This window comes from Marinobacter sp. bablab_jr008 (assembly GCF_016464145.1).
Classification (GTDB): Bacteria; Pseudomonadota; Gammaproteobacteria; order Pseudomonadales; family Oleiphilaceae; genus Marinobacter; species Marinobacter nauticus.
Genome location: NZ_JACDWW010000054.1, coordinates 246,615 through 264,733 on the forward strand (window position 1 = coordinate 246,615; position 18,119 = coordinate 264,733).

The following is an 18,119-nucleotide window of genomic DNA, read 5'->3' on the forward strand; positions in this document are numbered from 1 at the left end:
CGCTCAGAAGTTCCTTGTATAGAAAATGTCCAGCGAAGCCGCCAGGCCACTGGCGGCCTCCAGATAAAAGTAGCGGCCCAGATCGTAACGCAGGGCCACTGTGGTGATAGGCTCAAATATGCCAACACCATAACGCAGGCTCAGTTCGTCTGTGATGTAACCGCTCGCCACCACAGAGGCCTGTTCCCCGGAACCCTCCGCCTCCAATGTCAGGTTACGGATACCCAGTTCGTTTCCGATACCTTGTGTGATCTTGCTGGCCTGGGTAAGACCGAGTGACAACGCAGCCCGGCTCATCTGCCCCTCATCACCCTGGCCCCGGGGCGGGCGGCCGAGAATAACGTAGGACAAAGCATCACTCTGCGGCATTGACGGTTCAGAGAACACTTCCGTTTCCGGCGCGTCTACCGGGCCAGACAACCGAATGCCGGCAACCACGGTATCGACTTCACGCACCGCCTCAATGTCCAGGTACGGCTGGGTTAGTGCGCCCACAAAGAGAATCCGGGCCCGGCGCAAATCCAGTTCCTGGCCAAAGGCTTCATAGCGACCATTTACCAACTGCAGCGCCCCCCGTGTGTCCATATTGTTGCCAATGCGCAACGTGCCTTCGAGGTCGCCGGTGACGCCAAACGCGGCAAACGACACCTCATCCTCACCCACCACGACAGTCACGTCCATCAGCATGGAACGAATGGTCGGCTCTTCCCGTTCGACACCCACAATGACTTCATCCTCAGAGACTGACACCGCCGATGGGGGCACGCTCTGGATTTCGATGTCGCCTCTGGGCACCTCAACGCGGCCGGAAACCGACAGCTCGCCAGCCTTGAAGGCAATATCCAGATCCGGCCCCACCTCCAGCCGGGCATAAGGCTCCAGCGTCACCGGCAATCGATCGCCTTTCAGATTGATCGCAAGTTGCGGCGTCTGCGCCCAGGCCAGGGTTCCGGAGACCTCCCCCTGACTGCGGTCATTGCTTTGCCAGCGCCCGCTGATATCGGCCGACTGCCCCCGGAACTCAAGGACAACGAGTAATTTCTCCAGCGGCAGGGGCAGACCAGGATCGAACACGCGCCCGTCACTCAGCACCAACTCGCCGGTGACTTCAGGCTTCATCAACGGGCCGGCCAATCGGCCACTGCCATTAACCTGCCCCTGAATGTCTTCAATACCGGTAAAGGCGGAGAGAAAGGCAAGATTGAGGGACTGGAGCCGGAATTCACCATCAACCGATCGGTCACTGGCCAGAGGATCCACGGCAAGCTCCAGGTCAAACTGGCCAAGTTCCGGGCCGTTGAAATCCAGGCTGACATTGGCCTCCTCCGGTTTAAGGCGAGCCTCAACCACCAGCTGCTCATGGCGAATTGGCTGCCAGTCGTCCAGCACCAGAACACCAAACTCGCCGGCACCGGCATCAACCCGGATACTGCCATCGGGACCCGCATCCGTGAGTGTCAGGGCAATGTCGGCATCTATGGTCGACTGCCACCGGAAGGTCTCTGGAAACAGCGGCGCCAGTGCGCTGGCAGGAAAACCCCGCACTTCATAGGCAATACGGGAGTCCGGCCACAGTCTCTGGTCACCAGCACAGACCGAGCTTTGCTGCCAGCGCCAGCAGTGGCTGCCAAGCTCAAGAGCCCCGGCCACATAGGAAAGATCCGCCCCTGTATCCAGCTGCCAGACCTGCCCCGGCTCTGGTACTGAAATCTGGCCACGGGCCAGCTGTCCGCGCCAATCCGGCAGTTGCTCTCCCAGCCCGCCGTCGAATTCCAGCTCAATCGAGGCTTCGGGATGATCGGCTTGCACAGCCAAAGTGTGGCGCTCCCGAGTGCCGCTGAGCGAGGCCACGACTTTGTCCAGTTCCTGGCCAGCCAGACGCAGCTCAGTGCCGGACAACTCAAGGTCAATCCTCCCGTCACCGCCCAGACCGGCTTCAAGCTGCGCCTCGGTGACCAGGAATTGATCCTGCCAGGCAAGATTGCCCGCCGTAAGTGAAAGCTCACCTTCCGGAGCTTCCGGCGAGCCAGAGAGCCGAAGCCGTCCGGCAGCCCCCCCGGCAAGATCGGCCAACAACTGTTGCGGTGCGGCAAGATCAAAACGCAGGTCGCCCGCCAGGGATTCGCCATACCGCCCGCTGCCCTCAAGCCGGTTATCCCCAACAGCAAGGGCCAGGGTCTGCACAACCCAGTCCTGGCCCTGAGTGGAGAGCTTTCCTTTTGCCTGCGCTGGCTGCTGCCGCCATTGGCCGCTGAGGTCGATATCGGCGAATAACTCGGGCAGTGCCCCGTCCCGCAACTGACCTCTGGTGGCCACGGTTCCGTTCAAACGTGCTTCCAGCAGCGGCACCCAATAACCCGGATTGAATCGATCGAGCTCAAACTGCGCCTCCCAGCCCAGAGGCCCGGAAAACACCAATTCTGCCTGGCCGGAAAGCGCGCCAGCACCGGTGGTCATATCCAGTTGGCTTAGGGTCACCGACTGCAGGTCGCCCACCAGCCCGGACGTGAGTTCGGCCTCCCCCAGGGGCCCGGCCACGGAAGCGTCCAGCTCCGCCTGATAACGGCCCTCACGGTACTGAACCTGGCCATCCAGACGGTTCAGTGCAACCGGTGGAGATTCCAGGCCCGGAATCAGGCCATACCAGGGAAACCCGTCCAGGGTTATGTCGGCATTGGCATCAATACCATCACGCCATGAAACATTGCCGTTCGCGCCGAAGCGCCCTTCGGAATTGCCCTCCCGATCCCGGGCGATCATCGAAACTTCAACGCCGGAAGCGCCTTGGAGGGTCACCAGACCCTGAACTGACGCCTCCACCGGCCCGGTGGAGGCCGGCAGCATTGCCCGGGTTCGGGTATTGAAACCCCGAGCCAGGCTGCCATCGAGTTCCAGCCGCCATTGGCCCAGCGTCAGGGTTTCAGGTACAGAGCTGTGCGGCAGAAATTCTGGCGACTGGAGCTTCAGGCTTGCCGGCAGATCGGCATCAAGCGGATCCGCCTCCCCCTCAAGGCGAGCGTCAAGATAGCCGCTGCTGGTGCCTGCCACACGAAGATCCCGGGCGCTGCCGGACAGATCCAGGGCAACCTGCCAGTCGTCTCCGCTCGGTGGTGGCATGGAAACGTTGACTGAAAGATTCAATGGCCAGTCCCGACGCATCTCGGCTCGGCCATTGGCGGTCACCAGAATATCACCGCGTTCATACAGAAGGTGGTCAATGTTCAGGGTGGCACCCGACGCCCGGGAATCCAGCTCGACCCGATTCCAGACCAGGTTGTCATTTACCGTTAGTGCCCCGAGCCGGACTTCACCGATATTCACACCCAGGGGCAGATTGACGGAAGGCAACTGGATATCACCTCGTGGCTGATCAGCCTGGTCGGGGGATTCCTGCACAGTAACTGCTATACTGGCCGCCTTGAGCGTGTCCAGACATACCGTCAGCTCAAGAAGGCACGACGGTGACCAGTCAATTTCCGGTTCGCTCACCTGCACGCCAACACCATAGCCCTGCCAGACCAGGCCATCGGCCCGCCACTGCCCCAGCATCGAGCCCTCGGCAGCTTCCGTCCGCAGGCCTGGTACCTGTTCAATGACCCAGGCGGTTCCCGTCTCACTGCGCAGGGCCAGCAGAACTGCAACCACCAGCAACAGGGGCACCAGCAGCAGTACCAGCACAATCACCAGCGGCCAGAACCACCAATGCCGGGATTTTCGGGTTTCCGGTTCGGCATCCGGGGCCTGTGTATTTCTGGATTGCGCCTCGGTCACAGTTCCGGCCCCATGGAAAAGTGAATCCGCCAGCCACCGCCAAGCTCCTCATTCAAACCCCTGGCAACATCCAGGCGAAGCGGCCCCACGGGGCTGACCCAACGAATCCCCACCCCAACACCGGTCGCCAGCGGATCAAAGACATCGTTCACGGCATTACCCTCATCCACAAAGGCGGCCACACGCCAGTTCCTGGCAAACTCATACTGGTACTCAGCACTCCCCACAATGAGATATCGACCGCCAACGGCCACACCATCGCTGTCCTCCGGTGAAAGCGTCTCATAACCATACCCTCGTACGCTCTGGTCACCGCCGGCAAAGAACCGCAGAGAGGGCGGCACATCGGAAAAATTGTTGGTGGCAACACCGCCAAAGTTGAACCGGGCAAGAAAACGATGGTTGTCAGCCAGGGTGTACAAACCCTTGGCAAGCAGATTGACATGCAGAATATCCGCATCTGAAAGCACCGCCCGGTGGGCCCCGGTGACATCCAGCTGTAAACGGAAGCCCCGGGACGGATCCAGTGGCGAATCCGCCTGCAGCTTTGAATAGCTCACACCCGGCAGAAGCAGGCTGGAGGTCCCTCGCTCACCGTCACCAATGCGAAAGCGCTCGCCTTCCCAGCGCATCGACAACACCTGCATCCAACCGTTGTCCAGTTGATGATTCCATTGCTGACCGAAGGTCAGGCGTTCGGACTCAACGTCTTCCACATGTTCCCGCTGATACCCGGTGCCCAGACGGATGGAATCTGTCATGGGCGGGTCAAGAGGCAATTCGTACCAGCCACTGACACTCTGACGCAGCTCAGACAGCTCGGTGTCTGCCCCTCTCTTGTGCCCCATGGAGTTAATATAGTGCTCGCGCCAGTTACCCCGGAAACGCGGCCCCACATCGGTCGAGAACCCGACACCCGCAGAGACCGACCTGGGAGGCCTTGGGGTCAGACCAATCGTCACTGGAATAACACGATCCTCGGCCTGGGAAGGTGAGGCATCAATGTCGACGCCGGAAAAATACCCACTGTTGGACAGATCCCGGTTAAGCCGCGCCACCTTGTCAGCATGAAACGGCTCGCCCGGCTCTGTGGTCACAAATTGCCTCAGCAACTGCTCCTCAAAACCATGGCCTTCCAGAAACGTTACTTCGCCCAGCTGATAACGTTCACCGGTGCGATAGGTGAGCAGAATATCTGCGGTATTGGCATCCGGATCAACTTCCAGCTTCCGGTTCTCGTACTCGCCGTCAAAGTAGCCCAGGCGCCCTGCCCGGTTCTGTATCGACTGCCGTAAACCGTCGTATTCACCATGATTCAGAATGTCACCCTCCCGAGGGCGCTCCGGAAGGTCTTGCTCCAGGTCGGGATCGTCTGCCCCCGGACCCTGAATATCCACACGCCGGGACCGGACGCGCACTGGCTCGCCCGGAACAATGGTCAGCACCAGCTCCGCCGGCGCTTCATCCTGTTCATTGACCTGCCAGTGAATGGTCGGGTTGTAATAACCCAGGGCCCGGACCGCTTCTTCCACCTGGGCGGCGGCGCTGGAGGCATAGCGGCGAAGACCGTCGGCGGTTCTGTCCTCAACCTCGCCCAGCAGGATTTCCGCGTTCTCCTGCAATTGGTCGTAATCCCCCTCGACCTCTACCCGAACCTGGTTGGCAAATCCCGAGCTCGCCTGCCATAACAGCAACCATATCACCGGCCTGATCGCTGCTTGAATGTGAGTCCCGAATAACCGCATCAAAGGATGGCTGCCCTGACCAGATAAAGTGAGTGTTCCCTGTCACAGGGGCGAGAGTTTACCCGCAAGACCGGGGCGCTATCCATGCCCGCCGTATTAAGATTAGCAGCATAACGCCATTGCTGTTGCCACCGTCAGCCTCGTACCTGTTCCAGAAATAGGCTAACCTGTCAGACACTTATAGAGCCATAGACAGGTCCTACGGATGCTTCATGTAAACCGCGAAAACCTGAAATCCAGTCATCAGTTGATCTGGTTCCTGATCGACTTTCTGATGCTTGGCCTGTTGATCATCAACCTTTCGTTCATCATCTGGGATTCCATCTACAACTTTGTGGCTGTGCAGAATCTCCTCAAAGACTACGCGCCGGCACTGCAATCTGCCTACCACCCCATTCATGAACGCTTCATCTTCTACGACCTGATCTTCGTGGCCATTTTCCTGAGCGAATTTGTATTGCGCTGGGGTTATTCAATCAGGGCAAAAGTCTATGACCGCTGGTACTTCTATCCGTTCATCCACTGGTACGATCTGGTGGGCTGCATTCCGGTTGGCAGCCTCCGGTTTCTGAGAATCCTGAGGGTGATCTCTATTATCTACCGGCTGCATCAGTACAAGATCATCGATTTCACCAACACCCGGCTGTTCCGGTTCGTTAATTTCTACTACGAAGCATTCATGGAGGAGCTGTCTGACCGGATTGTCCTGAAAGTACTCAGCGGTGTTCAGGAAGAAGTTCGGCGGGGCTCGCCTCTGTTTGAGCGTATCCAGCAGGATATTCTTTATCCGCGGCGGGACATGCTGTCAGAGTGGATTTCAGAACGGGTGGCAGTGGCAGCCAAGGAGGGTTACGTACCCAATCGCGGCGCATTGAGGGCCTACCTGGAAAACCGGGTAGACCAGGCCTTGAAGCAGAACCTGGAGCTGTCCCGGTTGAAATACCTGCCTGTGGTGGGGCCAACCATCCAGGACACACTGGAGAATGCGGTGGGTGACATTGTCGCCAATGTGATTCACCAGATTCTCGAAGACCTGGCCTCCACTTCTAACCATGCGTTTATTGAAGATATCGTCAACGTGTTCCTGCCCGAACCTGGCCAACAACAGGAAGAGGCCGAAAACGAAGCGCTAATCAACCTGATACTGGAGGTGGTCGACGCCATCAAGGACCAGGTCCGGGTCAAACACTGGCGCGAGAATCTGCCCTGACAGGAATTGCTCGTTACTGTGGCAACCCATCGATGACCGCCTGACAGACCTGTTCCTGGTTCAACCCCTGGCCCTTGATGGCCAGGTCCGCGTAGCGGGTATAAAGGGCGAAACGCTCTTCAAATAACGCTTCCAGCGACTGGTCGGGCCGACGGGAGATACCGCAGAGGCTGTAATTGCCGATACGTCTGCGCACCTCATCCAGAGAAATATCGAGAAACACTACGGTGCCCTTCTGCCTCAGGTGTGTCATCGCGGCCTCACTGTACACCGCGCTACCACCGGTGCTGATGACCTGACCTTCAACCTCAAGAGCCAGCAGTACCTGCTCTTCAATCCGGCGCAGGGCCAGATAGCCGTCCTGGTCAACGATCTCCTGCAGCGTTCGCCCGGCCTGCTCCTGTATCAGCAGATCGGTATCGATAAACCCCAGGCCCAGGCGTTTTGCCACCAACACCCCGACGGTGCTTTTGCCGCTGCCAGGCATGCCGATAAACACCAGATTTCTGCGCCCGGTGGTCATGCTGCTTCACGAGCCTCTGCCGAACGGCAGGCCGCCGCGGTGAACAGAACATCGGTTGATGAGTTCAATGCGGTTTCGGTGGAATCCTGAACCACGCTGATGACAAAACCAATGGCAACCACCTGCATGGCCACTTCCGTGGAGATACCAAACAGACTGGTCGCCAGCGGAATAAGCAGCAGTGAACCTCCAGCCACGCCGGACACCCCGCAGGCCGCAATAGACGACACCACACAAAGCAGCAGTGCGGTCGGGAAATCCACCGGAATACCCAGGGTATTCGCAGCCGCCAGGGTAATCACGGAGATGGTGATGGCGGCACCGGCCATATTGATAGTGGCACCAAGCGGGATGGAAATAGCGTAAGTATCCGGGTCCAGCCCCAGCCGGTCACACAGGTTAAGGTTAACCGGGATATTGGCAGCGGAACTGCGGGTAAAAAAGGCGGTGATGGCACTGCCCCTTAAACAGGCGAATACCAGGGGGTAAGGATTCTGGCGGGTGTGGAGGAAGACAATCAACGGATTGGTCACCAGAGCCACAAACAGCATACAGCCAACAATGACGGCCAGAAGGCGGCCGTATTCCAGCAGCGCGCCGATGCCGGCATCGGCCAAGGTATTGGCAACCAGCCCGAAGATTCCCAGGGGCGCAAACCGGATAACGGCCCGGACAATGCCGGAAATTGCATCGGACAGGTCGTTCACCACTTGCCGGGTGGCGTCACGGCCCTGGCGCAGCATTAATCCCAGACCAACGGCCCAGGCCAGAATAGCAATGAAGTTCCCCTCCATCAGTGCGCTGACCGGATTCGTCACCGCGCTCAGCAGAAGATTGCGCAGGATCTCGACTAGCCCGCCAGGCGGGTTGCCGCTGACTTCCGGAAGCTCCAGCGTGAGTTCCGTGGGGAAGACAAAGCTGGCGATCACCGCTACCACAGCCGCCACCAGCGTACCGATCACATAGAGCAGCAACACCCCACGAATGTGGGTTGGCTGTCCCTGCTGGTGATTGGCAATGGCTGCCGTCACCAGCGCAAACACCAGGATAGGCGCAACCGCTTTCAGGGCGGATATAAACAGTTGGCCAAGCAGAGAAACCGATTGGGCAGTATCAGGCCAAATCACGGCCAGCAAAACGCCGGCAATGATTCCGATGGTAATCTGGGGTATCAACCCCATCTGCAGCAGGGGGCGTACAACGCCAAGTCGCCGGGAAGACATCTTTGGGCTCCTTTTGCTTGGTCAGAAAGGGGCATCACCCGGCGATAATGGCCATGGGAATAATCTGCCGCCCAGAAAGCAAAAAAGGCAGATCAGTGAAGGTAACTGACCTGCCTTTTTCTTTTTTGGTAGCGGGAGCTGGATGGTTATGAGACTGATGTTTTAGGCACACTTTTTTTGTGCCAAATTGATGATATTTGATATAAATTGATGTGTGAATTAGAATTTTGGATAGAAGGGAGAGTGGAGACTAAGTACAACAATGCCAAGTAACGACAAGCAGAAATGGCACGGGGCTGATCAATCAGACAACGAGGACTTGACCTTAAGGCATCCAGGCCCTCACTTTCAAGCCATCCGTTCTTGGGCTGAACAAAACAACGTCTCCGACATCTTCGACGCCATAGCGCTCGCCTTTGGCTTCACTGAAAACTTCACGATCGTCGGCAACCTGTATCGCGAACTCTCTAACCCGGACTCAAAGGCCATTCTGCATCAGTGGGCTGACAATCCCTACATCAGCCACCTAAGCAGGCTTCTTTTCTCGTTCAGCCAAGATAAAGACTTTGCCAATAACTATTCCGGTCTTCACCAGGGCGTATCAAGAGGCAACACGAAAACCATTCTGCGGTCGGCAGGAGCAGATCTGAAAAACGAGCATTTTCTGCTCGAACTGGTTATCCAACCACAGCCCCCTTCCGACAATAAACTACTCGACCGATTACGAAGAACTCTAAAAATATGGCTGATCGTACAGGCACTGGAAAGAACCGCAGAGCATAACTGCCCACACGATAACCAGATTCAGCAGGTCGCCAGCACACTCTGCCTCCCCGGAGAGAACAGCAAATGGACACTTATTGACAACATTCTTGAAATGTCATTGAAAGCCTGCCCGTCAGACCACTACTCGTACTCCCAATTCAACCTGGCAATACGACACGCCGCATCTCAGCTAATCGCCAGATACTCAGGGCCAGAAACCCGTAAAGAGCTGCTGCTTCTTAGGGCCATCCAACGGGTTGCAGAGGGCCAACTCAACCCCACCAGAGCTCAAAAAACAGAGACCGCTTTTCAGACTTCCTTTACGAACCTACTCCAAGCAACAGAGGGCGCATTGGATCTGAGCAGCTCGGCAGGCGGGCCTCAACTTCTTGCCTATTCAGACAGCGAAACAGACTCTGCCGATGAAGAAGCCCTGCATCAACTGCTGCTGTTCGGCGTCGACCCGGAAGAAACACCAGAACAGCAGAAACTCTCGGGTCAAAGCATACTGATGCAGACGGCAGAACTGTCAAACTATCTTCCTTGGTCATGGGAAAAACCACTTCCCCCAGAAGCCCATCAACTCGATCAGTGGATTAACTGCACTCTGGCTGAGGACCGCCCTGAAGAAAAACTGGGGGGCGCGTTAGTCTGGCTGGCCGTTCATCTTGAACGCTCCCTGGAGTTCATACAGGAAATTGAAATAACGGATGACTTACGCGATGAATGGAGCATTTCCCAAGACCTAGTGACTGCCCACCGGGAACGACCGAGGCGACACAGCTCTTGGCATCCGGATGCCGAAGCTCAACCTCTGATCGAACCGTTCCAGGACAATCTCCGCGTCACGCTGCCAGAGCAAATACAGAGCGCTCTCCGAGAGGCTACCCAGGTTTTCCCGGACATCGCCACTCTTCGGCAACTATGGGCACGGGCCAGCCCTCATGCCCTAACAACATGGTTCAGGCAACACGCGAAACGGCATTTCCCGAGACTCACCAGCGCCAAACTCGCTAACGCACAGTCCCAAAGTGTTTTCGAAGAGACATGCGATCATTCATTGGCTCGCTTACTTTCGGCCCACCCTCGAGCTACGTTACCAGCAGCTTGTGGATACGCCAACTGGAGCATCGCTCAGGTTCAAAACGGATTTGGGCTTCCATTACAAAACCCCGCATTAGGCGATGAGAGGACCAATCTTCTCGGGAGCCTCCTTGCGCCACTCGAGTCCATTTTGGTCGAGGGCATTCGGGAAGCCACCCAAACCCTGCTGGAAAGCTCGCAAGGCGACCCCATCACTTTCCACAACCATCTGGTCCAATACACTGTCACGGCCCTGAATGCCGCAACCGGTTGCCGTAACCTGTCAGAGCCTTTCGAGTCGATCGCCCACTTCTGTGATCACCCCCCGGCCGTCTTTATCAATGATAAATCCGACGACGGCCTTCACTGCGGACGAATGGTTCCACTTGCAGATGGCGCAAAAGGGCTATTGGAGGACTATCTCGAGCACCTTCGTCGGTTCAAGGCGAGCCTTTCAGGTCAACACAAAGACCTTGCGCATCGCATCCAACAGGTTCTGGAAGGAAACTCCGACACCCTGCCCCTGTTCTTCCTGCTCGATAGCAATGGTGCGTGGCATCCATTAACCGATTTAGCCGTCCCAGGATCGGAACTCTTCTCGTGGCCTCTTCCGAAGAACCTGTTCCGGCACAGGTTTGCCCAGCAGCTAGCTCGAATGAACGTTCACCCCGAAGTCATAGACGGCTGGATGGGCCATGGGGAGCGGGGAACAACCTCCTACAGTGATCACTCGGCGAGGTGTTGGCGAGAGGACCGTGAACGGTATAAGGAAGCCCTGGACGACTGCTTTGAACGGCTAGGCTTTATAGTGCGACTGCCCAAGACCAACTTCGACATCACTGCCTTCGAAGCCAAACAACCCGCTGATACTTACCGGGAGCCTGAATGCTTTGGTCAGGCACGGCGACACTCGGAACGGCTCAAAGCCCGTGATCTGGCGCGTTCTGCAGCCCGGAAGGAGCTGGACTTGGCACTAGATGCCAGCCCAGTCAGCGATGAGAGCGAACTCAATCAAAGCTACATTGATCGTCTGGCAAAAAGAATGATCTCCCGCGAAAACGGGATGCCCCACCCTCAGGCGGCTGTTCGGATGGAAGTGTTGGTCCAATGGCTGGAGGAACACCGCCCCCATACAAGACAATTCATACGACACAGAACATTAAGGGTAGGCACCGAACGCTCACTGGTCAGAGACACTTGCCCCAGAGCGCTTCAAACCATGCCGAACCTTGCACAATGGGCGCGGGACACGAAGCAGGCCATCCGGCAAGCTCGACTTTCGAAGTCCGATAGTCTGGCGCTGGCCACTGCATTCGTTGCGATTGAAAAGCGCATATCCTATCTCAGACTACTGGAAGATCTGGTTCAAGGGCAAAACTTCCGGGTAATACAACACAAGCAACGCGTGTACCTGGAGTACTCCGAATTCCTGGAGCCCAATGATTACAATCAACCGGTTCAACGGCATCAGATCGACCACACCACCGGACGACTGTTAGCGAAAGGGCTCGGAATCAAAGACAGCAAGGATCTCGACACAGCGCCCTGTCCGAAGTCGTTACAATCACTGGCCACAATACTGGCGGAAACCAGACACCTTGATGATGTAAAAAGAAACGAGCGGTCGGTAGGCGCGCTGTTAAAAGAGCTGAGCCGGTTAATTGAACAGGCTAACCTGATTGACCTTCCAGGTATGGTGGCAGGCGCTCTCAGTAATAGAAACCCTCCTACCAGCCTGTGCTTGTACGATTATTTTCGCCTGACAGAAGGTCAGCGATATCAACCACCGGAGTCCACTCCAGAGCAGGACCTTCCAGAAACTGAAAATTTACCCCCGATTCCAGCATCAGCCTCTGGTACTTATCCCGAACCTTTTTACGACTCGGCGAAAGCTTTTCTTGGAGGACTGCAGGACATTCTGAATCAATACACAAAAGCCAAGTCACGAGAGATTGCCAAACAGGTCGAACAGCACTGCCGGGCCCATACTCACTCTGTCAGCAGTGCCGTTTTACTACTTGGCTACTGGGTCGCACACCGAATCCGAAAAGGTAAAGGCCGAGCTAACTATGCCCACAAAGCCTACGCGACTGGGTCTATCAAACGGTACTTAAGTGAACTGTCTGGCCCATTTCGTGGTTTCGCCTACAAGGCGGATTTGCTGTTGATGGCCGAGGAGGACGTCACTGAGCTTTGCGCCAAAATGCTGTCTCACTGCGCTCACAAACTGAAAGACCTGGCGTATTTTTCGGCACGCCTTATTGAGTTCTTCGACTGGGCGAGTGAGCGCGGAGTATCCACTCCCGACTGGGACGAACTTGATCTCGGCAGTGCCCGACGCTCGGTTCGCCCCAGGCTCTTTTCAGAAAGCGAGTACCTCCAGGCCCTCCAACTGCTCCTGCATCCTGACACCGAGGAGATCGAACGGGGTATGCAAGCCGCCTTTGTACTTCTGTTAGGTTTCCGCTTCGGGCTCAGGGCCCAGGAGGCTATTGGCTTACTCCGCTCGGACTGGTGCGAAGCCGCTGGGTTGACCTGGGTACTGGTTCAAAGCAATTCCATACGTGGCCTGAAAAGCAGCGTCCACAGCCGGCGAGCTGTACCGCTGGTATTTCAACTGAGTGCTGTCGAGCGGTCACTGGTTACATCAATACTGACACGATATACGACCAGGCTGGGTAACGCCGACAATAAGCCGATCCTTGCCGACAAAGAGGGTAACCTCACGCCGTTTGCGGGATCCATTCCATCGGATATTGCACGGACGCTTAAATTGGTGACCGGAAACACCCGCATGAGCCTGCACCAGGCCCGCCACGGATTCTGTAATGTGCTGAACAGCGCCTTGTTTGAGATAGACACACCGCTTGCCCAAAAACTCACTGAATCGGTCGATAGGGAGAGCCTCCGAAAGGTACTGCTCGGCAACCACGGGCTGCCGTCAAGACGCGGCTCTATGGCGATCGCCCGGGCGCTCGGGCACCACTCGCCTCGAACGCAATTTCGCTCCTATAACCGCATGATGACAGAGTGGGCAGACAGGCTCACTCCGGTAACCACCCACTACGCCGGCACGATTTCAAAGGCCGTCCAGATTGATCGTTGGCCTGTAAAATCCGCCAGTGAAGTCGAGAGTGCGGCTCCCACCATTTTTGCACAGCGAACCAGACTCACGCCCCTTATTGTGATGGAAGCTCTGAGACTGATGGCGCTTGGGTACGCGGCTCACGGAATCGAACCGATGCTTCGCCTGCCACCGGGAGAACTCGCCGATGTAGAAATTCTGGTTGACCGGATAAATGCGGGGTTGCGGTTCAAGGTCTATGACCCGGAACAAATGAAGAAGGCATTCGTGTACGGCACCAAACTGCCGAAGTATTTACTGAAATCTCGCTCGACTGCCGTATGGCCCCGACTGCTGCAGATGTGCGACGAGCTGCACAACTGTGAGGAACTGGACACCGACCGACCGCTACCTTCTCTCGCCCAGGCCTCGAATCTCGTTGGTAGAAATGGCCACTTGCTGATGAACGAGGTCGAAGATGCTCACCTGATGCGGCTTCTGGTGGACGCATTCAAAATCCCCGAGAATTCGTACAAAGTCGTCATAAAGAGCAAACCGGATTATGCTCCCCGAGCTCAAAGAGTGGTTCTGGCAGGTGAATTTGTACCGGCAGCCGCCTCGCTGCAACTCGACACCTTCAACGAGGATTACGATAAAAACTACACCAGGGCGCGCTCTTACGCGGGATTAGTCCTCACCAGCCCTATGATTACCCAAATCCATGATCGCCTGGAGTTGGTACTACTCTTCATCGCAATTGCATCGGCCTACTGCCCGAAACCCGCACCACTGACGCCGTTACCCCCCCTATCCTAACTGAAGGTCGAAGCTCTCCGCAGGGTCCACCGCCACTTCTTCTAGTTCAAGAAGAGTCAATACCGTTTTTTGCTTTCTGGCTTCTTGTTGGCTCACCACTTGAAACTTAACCAAACTGCGATTCGCATAGGCTCTGGCGAAGACACGAAGGAAATCCAGATCGTGGCACAAAATCTCAGTTCTTCCCTCGATTTCCGAGGCGTCCTCATCGTTAGCGCCGGGTGTCACCCACAGCGTCACCGTACTTTTTTGCTCGTCGAACCCTAACGGCCTGCCTGCCGCCCACATGGTGCCAAGAGCTTTTTGCTCGACCGTTAAAGACGGCATGACACCCTGTACCGTTGCCCCACCGAGATCTTCAAAGCCAAACCTCACCATGACGCCCTGCTTGATCGAGCGGCTCGCAAATTTTGCCGCTATCCCTCGGCTAAGGGTTCCAAGAAACTCTTGCTCCTTTTCGGAAAGAATTGGCTCATCTTCCGGTTCGCCCAATATCCTCTGTGGGATCAAATCCCTAAATACCAATCGAGCGGCAGCCCTGAATACTTCCACCTCCGAAGCCGTAGCCCCAGGCCCTACGAGCCTCACAACGTAAGTTGCCGGGAATTCGACATTGTGCGTAGGTTCAATCCTGAGACGCCACTCTACGGAAGTCGCCGCCAATTTCCTCATATCTCGAAAATCGTTAAGAGCTGAAACCACGGCGTCCTTTAGCTGTTTTTGGGCAGGCAGGACAATTGAGGAATCTTCCTCAAACTCAAGCACCCCGCCGGAATTAACGACGTGTGGTGCACTTGCTGGATGTAAGACGACGATTGTACCGTCGAACGAAACGGAGTCTTCATGAATACCCATAAGATTTTGTTTCCCCGAGCTTTCCCATATGTGTTTTTTTCGCTATTGACACAAACGATATAGCCGCCATTGACCCAAGCCTAACTCTTCAAAATCGCCGAAAGACTCGACTCAAAAAGATACCTATCGGAAGTGGGTCTGCATCACTTGCGGCCATATCTACGATGAAGCTCTCGGAGATGAAGCCGAAGGCTTCCCTGCCGGCACTCGTTTTGAAGATATTCCAGACGATTGGTGCTGTCCGGACTGTGGTGCCACAAAAGAGGACTATGTCCTCTATGAAGACTAGTAATCCGATTGAAAATAACAACAGTCTCGTTCGGCAAGAGGTGATTTTATAATGCAGATTGCTAGTCTGGCGGAGGTTGGGGTGACCAATGTGTCAACCAGCGATACGATTGATTCAACGTTCGCGGCCCTACAGCGGGCACAACTTGCGCGTCGCGGAAGCTTTACCTTGGAGGCTCGAATAGCGCAGCTCGACCAGCTGCGGGATTCAATTAAACGCCACGAATCAAACATCATTGCGGCTTGCGCGGCGGACTTTCGAAAACCCGCTCCAGAAGTCAAATTAACTGAACTCCTGCCGGTGCTTCAGGAAATTCGACACACTAAAAAACACTTGCGTAAATGGATGCGTCCGAAGCGAGTGGCTGCATCCGTTGGTGTTCTGGGCACGAAATCTTATGTTCGGCCAGAACCAAAGGGAGTGTGCCTGATTATTGCACCGTGGAATTATCCGCTCAATCTTGCGCTCGGGCCTCTCGTCTCAGCGTTGGCTGCAGGGAACGGAGCCATCATTAAACCCTCGGAAATGACACCACATACCTCAAAGGTGATTGCCAACATTGTCGCCGAAACCTTCCCTCCCGATCTGGTTTCCGTGATTGAGGGTGATGCCGCGGTAGCGCAGAAACTGTTGGCCTTACCCTTCGACCACATATTCTTCACGGGCAGTCCTGCGGTAGGCAAGGTGGTCATGGAGGCTGCCGCCACGAACCTTTCCTCAGTGACGCTGGAATTGGGGGGTAAGTCCCCGACCATTGTTGGCCCAGATGCCAACATAAAGAGGGCTGCAAGAAACATTGTCTGGGGTAAGTTTGCCAATAATGGACAGACCTGTATCGCCCCAGATCATGTTTTTGTGCACGTTAATATCGCAGATCAATTCAATGAAGCACTTAAAACGGAAATTGGGCGAGTCTATGGAAAAACACCAGAAGCCCAGAAATCGACCGCCGACTATTGCCGGATTGTAAATCGACGTCATTTCCAGCGAGTTTCAAACCTGATAGATGATGCCAAAAACAAAGGTGCAAGAGTCTTTGAGGGCGGTGTTACAGATGCTGAAGAGAATTTTATTGCTCCGACGTTGATTTCAAATGTATCCAGCGACATGGATATTTCACGTGAGGAGTTATTCGGCCCGATCTTACCCGTTATTGAATTCGACGATATTGATCTGGTTATCAAGAAAATCAACGATAACCCTAAACCGCTTGCGCTTTACATATTCGACAAAAACGAGTCTTTTGCCACGGATATTATCGAGCGAACGAGCTCCGGCGCTGTAGGAGTCAACCTTACAGTTGTGCATTTTCTACATCCGGGTCTGCCGTTTGGTGGAGTTAATAATTCCGGGATAGGGGCGGCACACGGTGAATACGGTTTCCGCGCTTTTTCGCATGAAAAGGCGTTGATGGAGGATAAACATTCTCTTATGCATCTTCTTTTTCCACCCTATACAGCCTGGGTCCGGCGTCTTATAGAGGCTGCTGTTCGTATTCTGGGCTGAGCATAATCAAATAATAAGAGAGTTATTATGTACGATTACATTATTGTCGGTGCGGGATCGGCGGGCTGTGTATTGGCCAATCGGCTTACGGCGGACTCTTCAAAGCGAGTAGCGTTGCTAGAAGCGGGCCCAAAGGATAAAAATCCACTCATACATATGCCTATAGGTATAGCACTCCTTTCCAATAGTAAAAAGCTGAATTGGGCTCTTGAAACCGAACCTCAAGAACATCTAAAGGAGCGCCGCCTGTTTTGGCCTCGTGGGAAAACACTTGGCGGGTCCTCTTCTATCAACGCCATGGTCTATATCAGAGGTCACAAAGCCGATTATGACCACTGGGGTCAAGTTGCCGGGACAGACCTCTGGGGATGGGATCGCGCTTTAAAATTGTTTCGTCGACTGGAAGATAATAAACGTTTTGGCGCAGATTCTTACCATGGGGAGGGCGGTGAGCTCACCGTAAGTGAACTCAAATCAGTCAATCCGTTGAGTCGAGATTTTGTTCGAGCGGCACCTCATGTAGAGCTCCCGATAAACACGGACTTTAATGGAGAGACGCAAGAGGGATTGGGACTCTACCAGGTGACACAAAAAAATGGTCGCCGTTGGAGTTCAGCGCAGGCATTTCTGCGTGTCGCGGAGAACCGGCCTAATCTTGATGTGCTAACGGACGCGCGGGTAACCCGGGTGGTAATGGACGGTAAGCGGGCAGTCGGCGTGACACTGAACCAGGGGGGCGAATATCGCCAGCTTAGACTCAATAACGGCGGTGAAGTCATATTGTCTGGTGGTGCGGTTAATTCACCACAACTACTTATGCTTTCGGGAATCGGTGATAGCGAAGAGCTTGGAAAACACGGGATCCCCCTTGTGCATCATCTTCCTGAGGTCGGCCAGAATCTGGTTGATCATTTGGATATTACGATCATGCACGCGGCGAACTCACGTTTGCCCATTGGCGTTGCTCCCAGTTTCCTGTTTCGGGGCGTGAGCGCATTATTCTCATATATCTTTGCGCGACGTGGATTTCTTACCAGTAATGTTGCCGAGTCCGGAGGCTTTGTTAAATCCGAGCGCTCGTGCGAACGGCCAAATGTGCAATTCCACTTTTTGCCAACTTACCTGAAGCCTGAATCAGTGACTTCGCTCGCCAATATACCCGTCAAGCCCACCTCTGCGCCAACAAGAGGCGATAACTGGGTGAGATTCTGACTTTGAGGTCAGGAAGCAAAGAGCGGGAGCAACCGATGGTCCGATATTGGTTGATAA

10 protein-coding genes are annotated in these 18,119 nt (G+C 55.3%); 5 read left to right on the forward strand and 5 right to left on the reverse strand.

Translation table 11 applies throughout. From position 1 onward, the window contains the following. Nucleotides 1–3: 3 nt before the first annotated feature. The gene (locus JIF53_RS08465) at nucleotides 4–3,771 is read right to left on the reverse strand and encodes a translocation/assembly module TamB domain-containing protein (RefSeq protein ID WP_199452243.1); all 3,768 of its coding nucleotides are present in this window, start codon (nucleotides 3,769–3,771) and stop codon (nucleotides 4–6) included. Further along, the gene (locus JIF53_RS08470) at nucleotides 3,768–5,516 is read right to left on the reverse strand and encodes an autotransporter assembly complex protein TamA (RefSeq protein ID WP_228285513.1); all 1,749 of its coding nucleotides are present in this window, start codon (nucleotides 5,514–5,516) and stop codon (nucleotides 3,768–3,770) included. The genes JIF53_RS08465 and JIF53_RS08470 overlap by 4 nt, the downstream gene beginning before the upstream one ends. A 205-nt stretch (nucleotides 5,517–5,721) precedes the next feature. On the opposite strand from JIF53_RS08470, the gene JIF53_RS08475 reads away from it, so the two are divergent. Next, on the forward strand, nucleotides 5,722–6,726 hold the full coding sequence (locus JIF53_RS08475) for a hypothetical protein (protein ID WP_121206867.1): 1,005 nt from the start codon (nucleotides 5,722–5,724) through the stop codon (nucleotides 6,724–6,726). Between the two features lie 13 nt (nucleotides 6,727–6,739). Here the strand turns inward: JIF53_RS08475 and JIF53_RS08480 are convergent, their stop codons facing one another. Together JIF53_RS08480 and sstT are read right to left on the reverse strand one after the other, a co-directional pair. Then, the gene (locus JIF53_RS08480) at nucleotides 6,740–7,249 is read right to left on the reverse strand and encodes a shikimate kinase (RefSeq protein ID WP_199452245.1); all 510 of its coding nucleotides are present in this window, start codon (nucleotides 7,247–7,249) and stop codon (nucleotides 6,740–6,742) included. Continuing rightward, nucleotides 7,246–8,472 carry a serine/threonine transporter SstT gene (gene sstT, locus JIF53_RS08485; protein WP_199452246.1) on the reverse strand — a complete coding sequence of 409 codons (1,227 nt, stop codon included), beginning with the start codon at nucleotides 8,470–8,472 and terminating at the stop codon, nucleotides 7,246–7,248. The genes JIF53_RS08480 and sstT overlap by 4 nt, the downstream gene beginning before the upstream one ends. A gap of 262 nt (nucleotides 8,473–8,734) precedes the next feature. On the opposite strand from sstT, the gene JIF53_RS08490 reads away from it, so the two are divergent. Beyond that, nucleotides 8,735–14,200: a hypothetical protein gene (locus JIF53_RS08490; RefSeq protein ID WP_008177408.1), complete on the forward strand. Its 5,466-nt coding sequence runs from the start codon at nucleotides 8,735–8,737 to the stop codon at nucleotides 14,198–14,200. Here the strand turns inward: JIF53_RS08490 and JIF53_RS08495 are convergent. Beyond that, nucleotides 14,192–15,055 carry a hypothetical protein gene (locus tag JIF53_RS08495; RefSeq protein WP_008177406.1) on the reverse strand — a complete coding sequence of 288 codons (864 nt, stop codon included), beginning with the start codon at nucleotides 15,053–15,055 and terminating at the stop codon, nucleotides 14,192–14,194. The genes JIF53_RS08490 and JIF53_RS08495 overlap by 9 nt on opposite strands. 142 nt (nucleotides 15,056–15,197) lie before the next feature. On the opposite strand from JIF53_RS08495, the gene JIF53_RS08500 reads away from it, so the two are divergent. Genes JIF53_RS08500 through JIF53_RS08510 form a run of 3 tightly spaced genes read left to right on the forward strand, consistent with a single transcriptional unit; the run spans nucleotide 15,198 to nucleotide 18,062 of the window. Then, complete coding sequence (locus JIF53_RS08500) at nucleotides 15,198–15,344, forward strand: rubredoxin (RefSeq protein ID WP_081467554.1); 147 nt, start codon at nucleotides 15,198–15,200, stop codon at nucleotides 15,342–15,344. A 51-nt stretch (nucleotides 15,345–15,395) separates the two neighbouring features. Continuing rightward, the gene (locus tag JIF53_RS08505; protein WP_058091245.1) at nucleotides 15,396–16,850 is read left to right on the forward strand and encodes an aldehyde dehydrogenase family protein; all 1,455 of its coding nucleotides are present in this window, start codon (nucleotides 15,396–15,398) and stop codon (nucleotides 16,848–16,850) included. 27 nt (nucleotides 16,851–16,877) lie between these two features. Further along, entirely contained in the window at nucleotides 16,878–18,062 is a 1,185-nt protein-coding gene (locus JIF53_RS08510; protein ID WP_228285506.1) for a GMC family oxidoreductase, read from the forward strand. Nucleotides 18,063–18,119 lie beyond the last annotated feature (57 nt).